General features: G+C 32.2%; 15 protein-coding genes. 2 read left to right on the top strand and 13 right to left on the bottom strand.

The features are described 5' to 3' along the window. Positions 1–146: 146 nt before the first annotated feature. The 10 genes from DK442_RS16550 to DK442_RS16505 form a co-directional block, all read right to left on the bottom strand. Positions 147–1,232 carry a serine hydrolase gene (locus DK442_RS16550; protein ID WP_160114222.1) on the bottom strand — a complete coding sequence of 362 codons (1,086 nt, stop codon included), beginning with the start codon at positions 1,230–1,232 and terminating at the stop codon, positions 147–149. 125 nt (positions 1,233–1,357) lie between these two features. Then, positions 1,358–2,161, bottom strand: a complete 804-nt coding sequence (locus DK442_RS16545) for a helix-turn-helix domain-containing protein (RefSeq protein WP_109437003.1) — start codon at positions 2,159–2,161, stop codon at positions 1,358–1,360. 126 nt (positions 2,162–2,287) lie between these two features. Further along, complete coding sequence (locus DK442_RS16540; protein WP_109437002.1) at positions 2,288–2,815, bottom strand: hypothetical protein; 528 nt, start codon at positions 2,813–2,815, stop codon at positions 2,288–2,290. Between the two features lie 102 nt (positions 2,816–2,917). Further along, a complete protein-coding gene (blaOXA, locus tag DK442_RS16535) occupies positions 2,918–3,757 on the bottom strand; it encodes a class D beta-lactamase (protein WP_109437001.1) in 840 nt (279 codons plus the stop codon). Positions 3,758–4,048: 291 nt separating this feature from the next. After that, a complete protein-coding gene (locus DK442_RS16530) occupies positions 4,049–4,597 on the bottom strand; it encodes a hypothetical protein (RefSeq protein WP_109437000.1) in 549 nt (182 codons plus the stop codon). A gap of 191 nt (positions 4,598–4,788) precedes the next feature. After that, on the bottom strand, positions 4,789–5,451 hold the full coding sequence (locus tag DK442_RS16525) for a class I SAM-dependent methyltransferase (protein WP_109436999.1): 663 nt from the start codon (positions 5,449–5,451) through the stop codon (positions 4,789–4,791). A 145-nt stretch (positions 5,452–5,596) separates the two neighbouring features. Then, positions 5,597–6,727, bottom strand: coding sequence for a right-handed parallel beta-helix repeat-containing protein (locus DK442_RS16520; RefSeq protein WP_109436998.1), 1,131 nt, complete (start codon positions 6,725–6,727; stop codon positions 5,597–5,599). A gap of 84 nt (positions 6,728–6,811) precedes the next feature. Then, entirely contained in the window at positions 6,812–7,240 is a 429-nt protein-coding gene (locus tag DK442_RS16515; protein WP_160114221.1) for a hypothetical protein, read from the bottom strand. Between the two features lie 185 nt (positions 7,241–7,425). Then, positions 7,426–8,928 (bottom strand): S41 family peptidase, encoded by a 1,503-nt coding sequence (locus DK442_RS16510; protein ID WP_109436996.1) that lies wholly within the window; start codon positions 8,926–8,928, stop codon positions 7,426–7,428. Positions 8,929–9,131: 203 nt separating this feature from the next. After that, on the bottom strand, positions 9,132–9,569 hold the full coding sequence (locus DK442_RS16505) for a hypothetical protein (protein ID WP_109436995.1): 438 nt from the start codon (positions 9,567–9,569) through the stop codon (positions 9,132–9,134). 395 nt (positions 9,570–9,964) lie between these two features. Here DK442_RS16505 and DK442_RS16500 point away from each other — a divergent pair, with 395 nt between their 5' ends. Continuing rightward, positions 9,965–12,670, top strand: a complete 2,706-nt coding sequence (locus tag DK442_RS16500; protein ID WP_109436994.1) for a leucine-rich repeat protein — start codon at positions 9,965–9,967, stop codon at positions 12,668–12,670. A gap of 243 nt (positions 12,671–12,913) precedes the next feature. Beyond that, positions 12,914–13,531, top strand: a complete 618-nt coding sequence (locus DK442_RS16495) for a hypothetical protein (RefSeq protein ID WP_109436993.1) — start codon at positions 12,914–12,916, stop codon at positions 13,529–13,531. Positions 13,532–14,148: 617 nt separating this feature from the next. On the opposite strand, the gene DK442_RS16490 is transcribed toward DK442_RS16495, so the two are convergent. The 3 genes from DK442_RS16490 to DK442_RS16480 form a co-directional block, all read right to left on the bottom strand. Next, entirely contained in the window at positions 14,149–15,366 is a 1,218-nt protein-coding gene (locus tag DK442_RS16490) for an MFS transporter (RefSeq protein ID WP_109436992.1), read from the bottom strand. 162 nt (positions 15,367–15,528) lie between these two features. Continuing rightward, entirely contained in the window at positions 15,529–16,056 is a 528-nt protein-coding gene (locus DK442_RS16485; RefSeq protein WP_109436991.1) for a toxin-antitoxin system YwqK family antitoxin, read from the bottom strand. A gap of 174 nt (positions 16,057–16,230) precedes the next feature. After that, the gene (locus tag DK442_RS16480) at positions 16,231–17,235 is read right to left on the bottom strand and encodes a hypothetical protein (RefSeq protein WP_109436990.1); all 1,005 of its coding nucleotides are present in this window, start codon (positions 17,233–17,235) and stop codon (positions 16,231–16,233) included. Positions 17,236–17,272 lie beyond the last annotated feature (37 nt).

Raw genomic sequence — 17,272 nt, 5'->3', positions numbered from 1 at the left:
TCGATTGCAGTATCAAATAAGTTATTGAAACAGGCTTTTGCAATAGCAAAAAGTGGATTGCCTTATGATGAAAATTATATTTCAAGATTAAACTAAAAAGACTTGCTTTTTAACTCAGTTCTTTGTTGGATGCAGTTTTTCAAATTTTAATCAATTAATTTATTGATAAGCTTTAAAATAAATGATGTTAATTGACCTTCAGAACTATTATTGGATAAAATAGCAACACCAATCATTTTTGAAGGAACAATAAGAACAATACTTGAACTACCATATGTTCCTCCATTGTGAAAATACATAGTTTCGTTTTGGATGGTATGGATACCCCAACCCAAACCTACTGCTTGTTCATTGTTTTTTAATTGATTTTCAAGAACAAGTTCTACGGTGTTTTTTATAGCCACAGGCTTTTTTAAATGTATATCTAGAAAACTTAATAAGTCCGGCATAGAAGTTTTAATACTACCTGAAGGACTCATTCCTGCCAAATGAATTAATGGCATTTTTTCTAATTTTCTGTGTGGGATAGCAATATCGGTTAAATACCTTTCTGGAACACTTAAATAAGTCGATTCCAGACCTTGGTTTTTGACAATATATTTCATAAATAAATCAGAAAAACTTGTGTTTTGAGATTTTGCCATTGCATAACCTAAAAGCCCAATCCCAAAGTTAGAATATCTTATTTTTCCATAGTTATTTAACGTATCTGTTTTTTTCAAAATATCTAACATAAAATCTTCTGTGAACAATCCATAAGGATCATTTTCATCGAATCCTTCAATACCGATTAAACTTTTTGTACTTTCAAATTGTGGAAGTCCAGAGGTGTGAGTGGCCAAATCCACTAACCGAACTTTAGAGCCCCATAATTTATCATCAGTAACTCCCTGTGGTAAATATTTCGATAAAAGATCAAAACGACTAATCTTATTTTCAGTCTCAAGTGAAGCTAAAATGAAGGATGTGTAAAGTTTAGTTACAGAGCCGATTTCAAAGAGCGTGGCACTATCAATATCTTTTAGATTATGAACGTATTTTCCACCATAATAATATTCTCTTATAGAATCATTTTCAATAATTCCAATACTCAATCCTACATTAGCACTGTCCTGAAAGTGTACTTTGGCAATGCTATCGACAAGAACTTTTATGTTTTGCGCAATAGTATTTTGACAACAAGCAAATAGTAGAAAGAAAGAAGCTTGCTTGGTAATTACAGAGATATTCAAATTTCCAATGTTTTTATATTAATGAATTTTTTTAAAACACCGTTGTATAGTGTTTACGTATTTACGACTGTATAAATCCGCATTCAAAAATAAATAGTCAAATGATTATGAAATTGTAAAAAATGTTACCGGACTATTTTTAGTTGCTCGTAAAAGAAGTTCTTACTTTTAGAAAATTTTGACGGTGTAACACCAGTAATTTTTTTCATATCCTTTATAAAATGGGATTGATCAAAATAACCGAATTTATAAGTTATATTGGTTAAAGATTCTTGAGGATTATTTGTACGGTAAGTCATTATCGCCCGTAATCTTGTATACAATGCAAATTCTTTAATTGAATTGTTAGTTTGGTCAAAAAACAACTGGTTTATTTTTTGTCTAGAATATGAAAATTGAGAAAGCATATCTCTAATAATAACATTCCCATTGTTTTGATAGATATAATTACAAATATATCTGCTAATTTTTGTGTTGGCTACATCTGGCAGTATTTGCTTACTGAAAAAAAGTTCTGCGTGTTTAATCTGTTCTTCAAAACTATTAGAATTAAAGATTTCACAATGAAGACTATAAATATCTGAATACAGTGTTTCTGATAAATCAGTTATTGATGCAATACCCTTAGGAAAAAAAAATGAAGATACCCAAGGTTGAAGCTTAATTGTAAAATAAGTCAACGTTGATGGTATTATTAATTTATATGGTTTAGGTAATTTACCAAATCCAAAGGCTTGTGGTAATTCTATTTCTGCACTATTGTGCTTAATGAGTATGTCTTTTTCTTTAACAAAAGAAAATTCAAATAAACCGTCTTCAATAACTATTCCTGTGTTTTTTTGTAATTCTTGTTGTTCAATTGAGCAAAAATGATAAGACTTAAAGATATCTTTTAATGTTTTAGTAGGATATGCTTTTAATACGTTCATATATTGTTCTTTACTTAGGACTAGGCATAAATTGCATACAACGTCTCGGGTATGTTGTCGTAGCTGATGTTAGGAAGCTATGCAATATACCCATTGTTGTGGTGTCGTTTTTATTCAGTTATATATTCAATCTTTAAATGGTGGTGGTGGACAAGTCTTAAAAAGATGTTTTTCAGGTATTTTTTTAATTAATTTACTTTCATAAAACCCAAAAGTTTTAAGCCACCAATTTTTCAAACTCTTCTTCTCCGTGAACAAGTATTGATTTTTCATTTTCGCATTATCATTTATAATTTCAAATGATACAATTGCTACAAAATAATAGAAGTTCTTTTTTTTGTCATATGCAAAAAGATTATAAGAGTAAAATTTTTCATCAGCACTTGGCATTAGTATTTCGCCATATATGATATTGTCGGAACCCAGTTGGTTTTTATATTCTTCTAATTTTGAATACAACCAAGTATCTTTTGGTGGATTTGCATTCTTCAAAGATTCAATTCGCCCTTGTTTAAGAGGCGTTGTAAACGATTTTCCTCCGTCATATATCTTTTCAAGAGTTTCTTTACTCAAATCTTGCGATAATGCAGGTTGAAGAAGGAAAATCAACATCAAAATTGTTAATATTTTTATATGTAGATTGTTAAAAGTCATTTGATCTTTAATCTATGATTTTGCGGTTTTATTAAAAAGCTCTAAACTTTTAGGTTAAGCACCAAAACCCGTATTAACTATAGTCATTGTTAGCACCAGTATTTATTTCAGAACATTCAATTTTCTAAGACCGAGAAGAGTTAAATCCAACCTTTTTTCAATAAAAGAGTCAATATCAAACTCTTTTTTAGGCTCCAGATTTGTGGCAAATAAGTATGTATTGTTTTTAAATTCAACAAACCCAACAAACCAACCATTGTATTTTCCGTTATTATTTGATAAACCAGATTTTCCACTAAGTTTATATTGGTCAGTTTCTTCAATGAGCATAATATTTCGCATTATACTCTCAGTTCTTTTGGAAATAGGAAGTTCAAAGTTGTAGAGCCTTTTCAGAAAGTCAATTTGTTCCATTTGACTTATTCTTGATTCTCCTTCTAACCAAAATTTATCGATGTTGGTAGAGTCAATTTCTAGATTTCCATAGTTAAGTTTTGATACATAATCATTCATTTTTTTTGAACCGACTTTTCTTGCAACTTCTTGATAACAATGAACACAAGAAAATTGAAAAGCATCTCTAAGAATTAAATCTTGTTCCCAATTTTTTAACCATTTCTTTTCCCCGTCCCATTTAAATATGATACTATCATTTTCAATCACGCCAGTTTCAAGTCCGATAATTGAATTTACGATTTTGAATGTAGATGCTGGTAAATTCCCCTTATTTGACCATTCAAAGTCATTTGAATAGTATATGGCCTTGTTTAAATCGTAAATTAATATTGAACCTTTAACATCAGAAGAATCAATAATTGACTGAAATTCAGGTTTTACTATTTTATTATTATCAGGTTTTTGTGTTTCAGTCTTTGCAATTTGACTTCTGTCTTTACAAGAGAAACATAGAAGTAACAGAAGTGTCAATGTGGTTATCTTCATTTTTTTATATTGTTGCTAACGTCTCGGCTATGATTAGTGCAGGCATTAATAAGCGATTAATTTCCGATTAAGCATTTATCCAAAACTTTTTATTTTGTTTTAATTTTTTCTATTTCAAGCCAAATCAAAAGATTTGGCGGACATTATAAAAGTACACTAAACTTTGGATTAAGTACTAAACCCGGTATTAATTATAGCTTTTGTTGTAATGTGCTTTTATATCTGTCTTTATTTAGCGTTTTTATCTATAGGTTCGTTCGTTAATTAATGAAAACATGAAAATTCATATAATTAATTTTTTACTTGCCTTTTAGTTTTATCCAGATCACTTCGTAATACTTTTCTTTTTGTAGTATAGCTTATACATCCTGTAGATATTGCTTTACTGTTAATTGTGATTTCTCTTTTTCCTCCTTTTCCTAATTCAATAGTTCCTATTTTTTTATATTCACCCAAATCTCCATTTGATTCAAAGCTTTGAACGAAATCTTGTACAAAGATATCATACGTGTTATTTTTTACAGAAATAGGTAGTTGAAAATCAAATATAATTTCATATTTAGCTAATTGACTTTCAAGTTTGATGGCATTTGGAAAAATTTCTGGTTCAGATTGAGGTCTTTCTGAATCAACTATCTTAAATGTTAAATTATTAAATTCAGAATTGTCTACTTCTATGAGTTTATTTTCTATTATTTCATACTGATATTTATTATAGCATTCACCGTTTTCTTCTTCAATCTCAATATACTTAGATTGAAAAATAGCACAACTTGAAATTAGGAATAATCCTAAAATCAAAAATGTAATAGATAATATGGATGTTTTTTTCAAATGCATTATAACGCCTTTTGTATATGAATGGTAGGGTAGAAGATAAGCATTACATTTCAGGTTTAATACTTAGCTAAATATAAATGTTTTGCTTTTATTTTCTGTTTAAATGCTAAATTTATATTTAGCGGGCTATGTAAATAAACACAGAACTTTGGAGGTAGTACAAATGCCCTATGTTTTTTATACATTGTTAGCTACAGTTTTTTAATTTTCACTACAGAATAAATTCTTTCGACTAATTCTCCTGACTTACTTTTTATTTTTTCAGACATATTTTCAGTTTCGATTATATTAAATCCTGTTTTTTTGATGAGTAATTTTAAGTCATTATTGTCATAAAGACTAAATTTATCCTTAACAAAAGGAAGCTTTTTCATGAAATCCTTTTGAGCAAATGTCAAAATCAATATTCCATTTGTTTTTAATACTCTATAGATTTCAATTATAAAATCTAATGGGTTTTCCCAAAAATAAATTGTGTTAACTGTGAATATTTTATCAAAATAATTGTCAGGAAAAGGTATTTTAATTCCGTCATACAAATAAAAACTAATCTGGTTATTTTGTAATAACTTTTTATTTATTCTTTCAGCTTCATATTTCATTGTTTCGGATATTTCTAACCCGAAATATTTAACTCCATTTGTGTCACGGTATATTTTTTCAAGATGTCCACAATTACCGTGACCAATTTCTAATAAAAAATCAGATTTAAGTAATTTCAAGGATTTAATTGAGTCAATAGTCATTTGAATATTAGACTCATTCATATTTTTAGCAATTTCAATTCCAAATTCTCCTTCTGGGTTTGATAATTGCTTTTCAATTCCTTTTAATTCGTCTTGAGTAAGTTTCATTTTGCAATTTTAGCTAACGTTCAGTATATGAAAAGTAGGCGATTTTAAAGTTCGGAACTTTTGATTAAGAACAAGTTTGATATAGGTCAAAACCCTTGAATTCATTGCTAATTCGCCTATTTTTTATATACATTGTTCACTAATGTTATTTAATATCAATTTTTTTTATTTTGTTTTTTCTAGTGAAATAAAAATGCCATACTTCCGTATCTCCTTTATCTTTATTTACAATAACGTTGTTATTATTTACAACCTTAAAACCACTTGTTTTGATCTGCTTCTTCTTTAATCCGTAATAGAAGGAAAGAAAATTATCAAAACTTGTTCCATTTTTATGTACGATTTTATAGTTCTTTATGAAAAAACTTATAAATTCATTATTGTGATTGTCATGGTCGCTACCTAACTCTTGTTGTAAGTACTTCATAAATAATTCCAATGTCTTTTTATGTTCTTCTTTGTTAGAACTAACATTAATATAATTTTTGTTATCATAACCAAAGGTGTTTTCTTCAATTATGCAGTTTTTAAAATTGATGTATGAATAACCCTTTAAAAAAGAATAAACCAGTTTTTTTGACTGATTATTGTTTATGCTACAATTCTTTAATGTTAGGTTACTTCTGTCTGAATAAATAAGCGACTCACCCCAGTCATGGTTGTCATAAATATCACAATCTTTAAACATAGTATTAGTTGTATTCACAGCATAAATACCGTAAAAAACATTGTTGAAAATTTGAACATTGTTGAATGTTATATTATCAGCCCCTATTAAATTAGCTCCAATACCTCCACTCCCATTTAGATTACAATTATTTACGAATACATTGTTGGATAATAGTATGGATAGTACGGCACCATTACATGTTGCTGGTGTGTGATAAATCGAAAAGCCTTCTAGTGTAATTCTTTTACAGTTCTTGAAAGTTAAAATTCTATCAGCTTCATTATTTGATATAATATTCGTGTGTTCCACACTTCTAATGGTTAAATTTTCATATCCATTTAATATTATTCCTGAGGCTATATAATAGCTTTTAGGTATTGATTTATAAGGTTCGTCATCTGTCCAGTGTTCGTAGAAATTCTTAATGTCTAATTCAACTTCTAAATTTTCTCTAGTAAAGTTTAATGTTTCACATTCAACGATAATTTCAGTGTTGTTATCCAACGCTTTAAAAAACTCTTTCACATTATGTACTGTAACTTGTTTGTTAAATGAATAGGTATAGAGAGAAGTAAATAATGTAATTATTATAAAGTATTTTTTCATTTTGAATATTTGCTAACGTTTAGTATAACAATTGTAGCCTGCCGAAGGCGGCTATGATTTGTTATACAGTGTTATTAGCTGTTTTTATTTCCATTTTTTTATCATTTGTCCAGAGTCATATTTTAATGAACTTACACTAAATCCCCGCTTTATAATATCCGAATTATATTCTTCCTGTTCTTTAATAGAACTCTTGGGGTATAAGTAGAAAATTCCAGCAAGTCTTTCAGAATCATAATCCCAAAATATCATAAAATGCTTGAATTCAGAAGTAACCCAATTCAACACTAACTTTTTAGCAGCACTCTTCTTTAAGTTTTCTACGGCAGATTCCCAATTAGATATCTCATCTTCTTTAAACTTATCCTTATTTATATCTTTTGCCATATTTAACCTTAAGTCATATAGACTAGTTAATTGTTCTTTTTCTTGTTCAAATCCTGGATTAAAAAGAACTTGTCTACTGAGCATTTCATTCAAACATTCTTGAGCAATAGAATTGTTCTTTTCCAATTTTAGATTTTTAATGGTGTTTTCGAAATTCATTTTTTCAAATTGCTCCTAACGGTCTAATATAAGAATAGTAGCGGATTTTATGCACTTACTTTTCTGTTTATTACTGTTAATTGATTTATAAAATTCATTTTCGTTTTAGCGACTTAACCGCTATTATTTTTATACAATGTTAGGCACAGTTTCTATTCCGTTTTTATTATTTCAATTAGTCTATTCAATTGATAATCTTCTTTTATGAAAATTTGTTCTAAACTTCTTTTGATTTTTATGTCTGGCTCTGTTCCAATACCATCTAATATTTTACCATTCTTTTGAAAAGAAACCATTGTACTTATTTTTCCACGAAGCCCTGAATTTGGTAGTTCAAATCTCTGACTGTTGCCACTCGAACCATCTGTGTTTACTCCAACTGTTTTTATGTTTGGTAAATCTTTAAACACAGAAACTAAAACAGAAGCTGCACTAAAACTTCTTTCATTTGCAAGTATATAGATTGGCTTATCGTAATGATATTTGTCTTTAGTAATTTTTTGACCGTTCAGAACATAGTAGTAATATTCGCTGAATTTTTCCGTACTTAAATCATACATTGGCTCAAATGAAGTCATAAACTTGTCAACTGCATTTTGCTCTATAATATTTAATTCATCTTTTGAGTATAAATAACGACTATGAAGTCTTTCTTTAAGCTCTATGCTTAATGGTAATTTTCCTCTTTGTCTGGTTGTGTTAACAACATAAATAGAATCAGGATGAATAAAATAACCAGCTAATTCTTGAATTAAATCACGTGTACCACCACCATTATCTCGTACATCAATAATTAGAGCATCAGTTTCTTTTGCTTTTTGCATAAAATTATTGAGAAACTCAAAAAATAATGGGCTGTCGTCTTTTCCAAGCATATCGACAATCTGAATATATCCGATATTGTCTTCTGTAGAAAAAAATTGTTTGATAATCTCTTTGTCTTTGAGCTTTTCCTTCTTATAAGAAAAGTAGAAGTTATTTTTATGAAATCGCTCGTCCCATAAATATCCCTTATTGTCATCCGTTGCTAATTTAACATTTAATTGTTTCTCAATTCCTTTTTCATTTGTTAGTGTTATAGGCAGTGGATTAGGTATTTCAATATTCAATATGCTAAAAACAGTTTCTATATCTCTCAATTCTCTTACTGCTCGAAGTAAGTATGATTTTTTTGGTGCAAGTTTTTCGTTAGGAAGGGTTTTTGATAAAATTTCCTCTATCGGAATATGATTGATAGATTTTAGATAGGGGAAATCTGAATTCCAAAATGCATATTTTTTATTAGTTTTATTATAATCGAGAACTAAAACTCTGTTTTTGTAGGGCGCAAAAGAAATTTGAAAATAAAGGGTTTCGGGTAAATCATAGCCTTTTATATATGAATGTCTATCTCCAATTTGTCCAATAGTTTTAGATAAGAACAGACCAAATTCGGATTCAGTAATTTTTATTCCATCAATTTGCTTTAAAAATTTATCAAAATCTAATTGGTAATCAAATCCATTTAGTCCTTGATATGAAGATTGATTCTTAAAGATGCTGTCAAGAAATTTTAAATCATTTTCAATTTCACTTTTTGATATGTATTCCGTTTTATTTTGGGCATTGCAGAATGTTGTGAAAATTAATAATAGAACTATGATGTTTAATTTCATTGACAATGTTGGTTTAAATTGTGCCTAACGTTTAGTATATATGTCGTAGCAGAGCAAATTGTAACCCTGTTTTCTGGTTTTTCTACGCATTGATTGCTAACTTTTACTTCCTGCAAGCATTGCGCCTTCATAAATATACAATAACCAATCGGTTGATTACTTAGTTCCTATGATCACATATATGTTGTTGTCTACAGTGTTTTTTAATTTTGAAACTCACCATACTTGCTATTCTTTTCCAACCACAAGAAATATTCACCAAATAAAGTTCCCGAAAATAATTCCGTTGTAATGTTTTCAACTTTTTCACCATTTATTGTGAGTCCAATACTTTCATTTTCTTCCAGGTTCTCCTCAATTTCACGTAAAAAGTTAAATGCGCTTGAGTCTAAAACACTTAGAATTATTCGCTTTAAAATTTCAGAATCCTTTTGACTTAAGCGATTTAAAAAATCAAATCTTTCATCCTGTAATTTTTGCAATTCTTTATCTAAGTTTGGATTTCGAGGTTTTTTCCAATATTTCTCAGAAGATATAGATTTTGCAAAATCCATACTTTTTGAAAAGGTCTCAAAATTTTCGTCTCTTAGTTTCCTTACAATTATTTCGGCAAGTTCTTTGTAGTTTTTTGAATTTTCCAATTGGTTAATAGTTAAGTTAGGAAATCTTTTTTTGCATTGTAGACAACCGTATGTATATAGTTACTAAAGGTAACTATATTTCTCCTACATGGAGTTGTAATTGTTTGTAACTAATTGTAAGTGCTTGTAAACCCATAAATGTTACCCTAAGAACTCAAAAATATTCAATCTTAAACTTTGATAGACTAAAGTTCGAACCATCTTGCCTAAATTTTAGCTTCTAAAGCCTAATGTTAGCCCACCAAAGGGGATTGCTAGATTCCCATTGTCCCCAAAACATCATATAACATCCCGTTTTTAACGTGGTTGGGCACTAATTGTTGGGTACTTTCTTTTTGTAAAGGTTTTTTGTTATAAAATAATATTCAAAAGTTCATACTAAAAAACCTTCTAACATGAAAAATCAAGTACAATTAATAATATCCACCATTATTATGGTATGGATGAGCCTGGCTGGATATGGCCAAAATGTAGGGGATCAATTTACGGTTGATGCTATTAAATATGAAATTACTTCAATCACTACACCCGAAATTAGGATTGTGGTTTATGAGGGTTCGGCCACAGAGGTGGACATCCCCGGAACGGTCCTTCATGATGGTGAAACCTACACAGTGACCCTCATTGGTGAAGATACCGATACTTTTCAGGGGAGTGTTATTCGACCTTTTATCGGAAAGGGACTGACCCATGTCACCATACCCAACACAGTGACCACTATTGGACTTGGGGCTTTTACCAACAATAAATTGACCGAGGTAGAAATACCGAACAGTGTCACTCATATAAGAAGGTGGGGCTTTTCTGGAAACAGTATAGAAGAGCTGACGATACCAGCCAATGTGGAATATATTGGGCCTGGGGCTTTTTTTGGAAGTCAAAACATTCCCATTGTGAGGTCCTATCGCAATCCACCACCAGAAATTGATGAAACAGCCTTTGGCCATCCTCTCGGCCCGAGCTTTATAAAAATGGATCTTGTGGTGCCCTTTGTTAGTATACAGGCTTATGAAGATGCAGGCTGGAAGGACTTAGGGTTCGAGAATATTACCTCCGGAGTCACCAACTTGGATGGCGTTAGGTACGGAATTATTAACACTCCAAACGAAGTAACGGTGATTGGTAATGCAGGTGGTGTAGGCTTTAATATGACCATTCCTCCAACGGTGGAGATTGATGGGAGTACCTATCCAGTGACCGCTATAGGAGATGGAGCTTTTCGTGGCATAGGTGCGTTGCTAACGGTTATCATACAAGGCAATGTAAAAAGAATCGGGTTTCAGGCCTTTCATTCGCCAGACCTTAATCGGGTGACATTGAATTCCACAGATCCACCAATGCTAGATGCAGATGCCTTTGAGTATCCACAACGTCACGACAAAATAAAGGTGATCGTGCCCAAGGGCAGGGTGCAAGCTTATAAAGATGCAGGGTGGACAGGTTTTAATGACATCTTTTCGCTCATTGGACAAGAACACAATAATAGTGGCTTTATATGGGAAGTCACATCGACATCCCCCAATGAAGTAAAGCTCAAAAATTATATAGGCCTTAGCGGAGTTCCTACCGGAGGTCATGTAGAAATCCCCTCAGAAGTCCATTACCTCCCAAACAGTGAGAATGACAATATATATACGGTCACGGCTATAGGGGATAATGCTATGCGGAATACAGATTCAAGGAGTTTTACGGATGAACCGGAACCAGTTGACAGAACATTAAACACCGTACAAATTCCCGAAAGTGTTACCAAGATTGGAGAAGGTGCTTTTGCAGACAACCAATTGACCCATGTTGATATACCTGATGGTGTGACCTATATAGGAGAGTCTGCTTTTGCATATAATCAATTAACCGAGGTAGACATACCAGGCAATGTTAAAAGTATTGGGAAAGATGCATTTTGGCAAAACCAATTGAGCGGTGTTGAGATTTCAGAAAGTGTGACCAGTATCGGGCAACGGGCATTTGGACATAACGAATTGACGGAGGTCATCATACCCGATGGTGTGACCAGGATTGAACAGTGGATCTTTTCCCGAAATAAACTAACAAAGATTACTATACCGTCAAATGTGGAACATATTGGTTACCAAGCCTTTTTCGACAACCAATTGACAGAGGTAACCATATCAGGTAGTCTGAAAAACATTGATTTGTATGCTTTTCAGAATAACCCAGACCTTCACTTGATGACAGTGGAGGCTAACGATCCTCCATCGCTCCATGAGGATACATTTACAAATCCAAATCGTGACCAAATAGACCTTGTTATACCCACTGGCAAGAAACAGGAGTATTTAGATAATGGGTGGCACGGGTTCAGATCCATCAGCAACGGAATCTTTACCGTGGATGACATAAAATACGGAATTACCTCTCGAACTGAAGTTATGGTGGTGGACTATATTGGCATGGCCAAAGACGTGAGTATTCCTGAAACAGTGGATCATAGTGAAGAGCCCTATATAGTGACCGCTATCAAAGAAAATGCTTTTCAAAATAAAGAACTGGCTAGTATTGAGATTCCATCCGCTGTAATCAGTATCGGAGAACTAGCGTTCGGTAACAACCAATTGACAGCTATTGCTATACCGAACAGTGTGGAACGTATAGATAGCCACGCTTTTTATAACAATCCTGACCTTAGCTTGGTAACGGTAGAAGCCAATGATCCACCAGCACTCGATGCCACTGCCTTCGCCAATGCAAATCGACACCAAATTGACCTTGTGGTACCCACAGGTAGAATACAAGCTTATAAAGATAATGGTTGGGGCGGCTTTAGATCTATATCAATATCAACGGAAAGTATCCTTTCCCAGCCTATTGCGGATTTTAATAGAGGGTTTTCACCCAACGCCGATGGCATTGCCGATACCTTAGTGATCGAAGATCTTGAAAAATACAAGAACAACGTGGTCAAGATATACGACCTGAACCAACGCTTGTTATTCAGTGCCCATTACGGAGGACCCAGTGATGCCTGGGATGGTACTTATAATGGCAGTATGGTACCCGTGGGCTCCTATGTATGTGTAATCGACTATAATGAACCTGGGTTGGACCACGAAGCAAAAATGATCTATGTTAATTATTGATGTTTTTGTTTCTCCAAATAACCGGGCTTCGAGAGCCTCAGCCCTCGTATCCGAACCCTGAGGCTCTCGAAGGGTAAGTAGTACTAAGCATTATCCCGGGTTTCGACTCCGCTCAACCCTCGCCTCGAACCCTGAGCCGCTGCACTGAGCTTGTCGAAGTGGTAGTCGAAGGGAGAGTTACTCCTTATTTCCAAAAAATGCCCCCTCACAACTTATATAAATTATAAACCATAAATAATACATATGTCCAAACAAAATTTTGAAAAGAAATTAACCGAATTAGAAAACATACCACAAGAATTAGTTAAAGCACCATCACAACCCGTAGATGTCACTACACAAGAAGCCGAAGACCTATTTGTTTGGGCGCAAGAAGATAAACAAGTACTAGTTAGTATAGGATTGGATTGGAGCAAATATGTAATAGATCTACCAATACGTACCGGAGCGTGCCGATATGCGCAAGCCATTTGGAACAAAGAGCGCTATAGCCAGGAAGAAGCTGCCAAGGCCTGGAAAGAAGAATCGCCCAAAGCTTATGAGTTTAGAAACGATCTGTTGGCTGATATGCGCTTTGCGTTTAGAAAACGTCCAGATCTATTAGGACGAGTACGCACTATTGCAGGAGGCGATGGCAATGCCGATATGATCCAAGACCTTATGGATATTAGCGTGCTAGGAAAAGGAAATCTTGCCGAGTTTGATGCAATTAAATATGACCTATCCCGCTTTGATCTTGCTGAGCAAAAATCAGACAGCCTGGCCGAGCTATTAGCCAAAGCCAATGGTACAACTTTAGACAATTCTAAAGCCAAAGACATTCGTGACCGTGCGTTTACGCACCTTAAAGAAGCAGGATGAGATTAGAGATACGGGTAAATATGCTTTTAGAAAAGATCCAGAACGCTATAAAGGTTATATAAGCCGTTATCGACGTAGGTGAGACTATTCATAGTTGATGGTTGATGGTTGTCCGAATTGAATACTTTTTAAGTTCTCATATTTTTTAAAAGCTTATTACCACTGGCCCGCGCACTGGGTTGGGGTCTCCGCGCCATGTGGACGCCTCACCTTGGTATGCGGGTCTCTTTTTACTCTGTGCGGAAGCATCGCTATATACTGCTGATCGATACATCTTGTGCGAGGAAGGGTGACCTAACTGTGCGGAGTAGCTACCGAGTGCCGTTGGTCGATAAAAATGTGCGGACATCAAGCCGTAACACAAATAAGAATAGTTCCTTTTTTTTAACCAAACTATAAATGCAAAGAATAAAGGTATTATCGCTGAAGTTACAATTGAGCCAAAAAGATATCTAAAAGACTAAATTCGTTTATGCATCTCTTCTTAAAAAATAAGGCTGAAACTCCAATAATGATTAAATCAAAAATGTAATTAACTTTTGATAATCTAAATCCAAATTTCTTTACTTTCATATGGTTAGTTTAAATGACGCACAACGTTTTGTATAAAAACCGTTTTAATGGTTTTTATACCTTGTTGTAGGTAGTTTTTCATCTATTATTATAAACCCAATTATTCCAATACTTACTAGAATCATTGCTATTATTCCAAATTTTACGCCCAAAATTGGATTGTCATAAATTCTCTCATGAAATAAACCAAAAATTAGAGCAAATATTTTTGTTGGAACAAAAACTAAACTAATTAAAATAGCAAGATATTTTGGGTTTGAATGTTTTGTCAAAATTGAATGAATGATTGGTGCAATATGTATTTCTGATATTGCTAGAAATAGCAATGATGCTATAAAATAAAATGTATGTTTTTCTTCTGGAACTTCTGGAATGAAAAGTATAATTCCGAATGCGATTGCCCCAAAGATGAATCCAATTAGTAGTTTGAAGAATTGAGAATTATAAAAGTAAGTCCAAACAATAATTGCAATTATACTAATTGGTAACGTTAAAGTAGAATTCAAGGATTGCCATATACTTTTCGGGATATCTAATGTTGAAATTTCAGCTAATTTAAGTTGTAAGTCAAAAATCCGAATATTGGATATTTCATAAACTCCCCAAAAAAGTCCAACAAATATAAAAGCCAATGCTATTGTTAGTATTCGCTTTCCAATTGCTGTTTTCTCCTTTTCTGGAAATTCCTCTTCTTTTGTTTTAAGAATCGGAATCAATGAAAGTAATGTCAATAAACCACAAATTACAAAGCCAAAATTGTATCCATATTCTTCTCCAGAATAACCGATTACTAAAGCACCGAGAAATGCACCTATATTTATAGCTAGATAAAAAATCGTAAATCCAGCGTCCAGTAATTGAGTTTTATTCAAATACGATTTGCCATAATTAGCAATTATATTTGGTGTAAAAAAACCACTACCTAAGGATACAAGGAATAGTCCTAGATAAAGTCCAGTTATTGAAGGTATACATAAACTAAATGCTCCAATTGCTTGAATAATTCCACCAATAATTACTGATTTTTTATTGCCAATAAGCAAGTCTCCAAAAAGTGCTCCGATGATTTGAGAAAAAACTAATGAAGCTGTAAGCCAACCATAGACGCTTAATGCTTCTGTTCTTTCCATTTTCAACGTTTCTCCAATCATGTACAGAACTACAAGAGCTCGAAGACCATAATAAGATACTCTTTCGAGCATTCGTGATAAAGCATAGTAAAAAGTTTCTTTTGTATGCTTCTGATTTTGAATTTTTTCCATTCAGTTTCTTGGATTGGTACATTACCTACAACGGTTTGTGTATGATTAGTTGCGAGAAAGTACGCGAGTACTTTCCGCCGTTGCTAAAGATAATTAATGTGAGTAAATTTCCGTTGAGGAAATTCCGCTGCAATTAATTCATACACCTTGTTAAGTACAGTATTATTTTTTAATTCCTTTTTCATAAAATTCCTCTTTTTTTATTTTCCCATCATTAAAGAATTCCAGTTGTTTTCCATGTAGTTTATTGTCTAGAAAATTTCTAATTCTAATCAGTTTTCCATTATCATTCCAATCTTTCCATTCTCCGATTCGTATGGAAGATTCAAAATGTTCATAATCTTTATATTCGTATTGATATTCTATTACTAAAATTCCTTTCTTGTTCCAGTATCTTTCGTATCCATTTTGTTCTCCTTTTAAGAAATTATATTCACTTAATTTACTTCCATCTAAACGAAACTGAATTGATTTTCCGTCCAGCTTACCGTTTTTTACTTCAAATATACTAGCAACTTTAGATGCATCTTCTTCAAAATAACTTATCCATTTTCCGTCTTCAGGAAATTGACCATATCCGCTTGGCGGAAATGCGAAAGGAGTGTTGTTGTCAATGTCTACAGATTCATATTTCCAGTAATCTTCTCCATTAAACGAAATATGTTTTATATGATTTTTTTGAGCAATCATATAAAAACATGAAAAGATAAATGTGAATAGAAATATTTGTTTCATATTGTACCTAACGGTCTCGTATAAGAATAGTAGCGGAATTTTATGCACTTACTATTCTGCTCAGATTGTTTTGATTTATATATTTGACTTTTCCTTTAGCGATTAAACCGCTATTATTTTTATACAATGTTAGATATTGTTTTCTGGGAGATCTCTTATTATTTTTTCTATGTTATTACTTTTTTGAGAATCAAATCCTGCATAAATTAAAACAAAGGGGATGTGTGAATCCTGATCAGCATATACCTCAATTCCCTCAGTTTGCTCAATTTCAAATAATGCCAATACAACATCTTTTAAATTACGATCAAAATTTTCCGTGGTAGTAGGAATATTATCTTTTGCCGTTAACATATCTGTAGCTGTAAGAATTATTTTGTCTATAAAATCATAAAAAGGAAGAATCACTGGGTATCCAATAAAATTAGCCCAAGGGGTAATTGTAATAATTTCAGAATCATATTCTAAAACTTGTGGTTTACTAAAATAAACTCCTTCTCCATATTCTTTTCTCAAATTAGCTTCCCCTTCAAGATATAAACGACAATAAGTCTCTTTATCTAGATGAGTCTCATCCCAATCTAGAAAACTAACGAACTTCCCTTTTTCTAGTACCAAAACTCTATTAGTTATTCTATTTTTTGAAGTATCATTATCAAACCAAATATTCCAATGTAATTTTAAGAATTCCTCATTAGGATTGGACGTGATAAAAATACTTCCTTTTCTTGCTATAGATATAAATATCTCGTTAGCATTTAATTTTTTATGAGCCTCTAACATTAGTTTTTCACTCATAAAAATTTCATTAGAGTATTCACATTCATTTACGGTTAATATTTCTTGGTTAGAAATAAAATATTCAAATTTAATTTTTAAAGCATTAAGATTCTTTATAGAGATTTCTTGAATCTCTGTTAAATTTCTATTAAACATTTCTGATGCTTCATTAATGGTAACTTTTAATGATTCAATATCATAACTATAAGTAACAACAAATGCCGGGTTACCTCCAGATGTATTGTATTCCAAAAGGTATAGGGAGTCAGAATAATCTTCAGATAGAATAGTTGAGGGTTTTAGAACAGGAAAAATTTTAGTAGACCTTTTAATTTTATATAAGATTTCTTTCATTTTTTAATGATATCTAACGTTTAATATATGTGTCGTA

The organism is Aquimarina sp. AU119 (assembly GCF_900312735.1).
Taxonomy (GTDB): domain Bacteria; phylum Bacteroidota; class Bacteroidia; order Flavobacteriales; family Flavobacteriaceae; genus Aquimarina; species Aquimarina algiphila.
The sequence above is the reverse complement of the archived record's forward strand: the minus strand, read 5'-3'. Positions and strand labels throughout refer to the sequence as shown.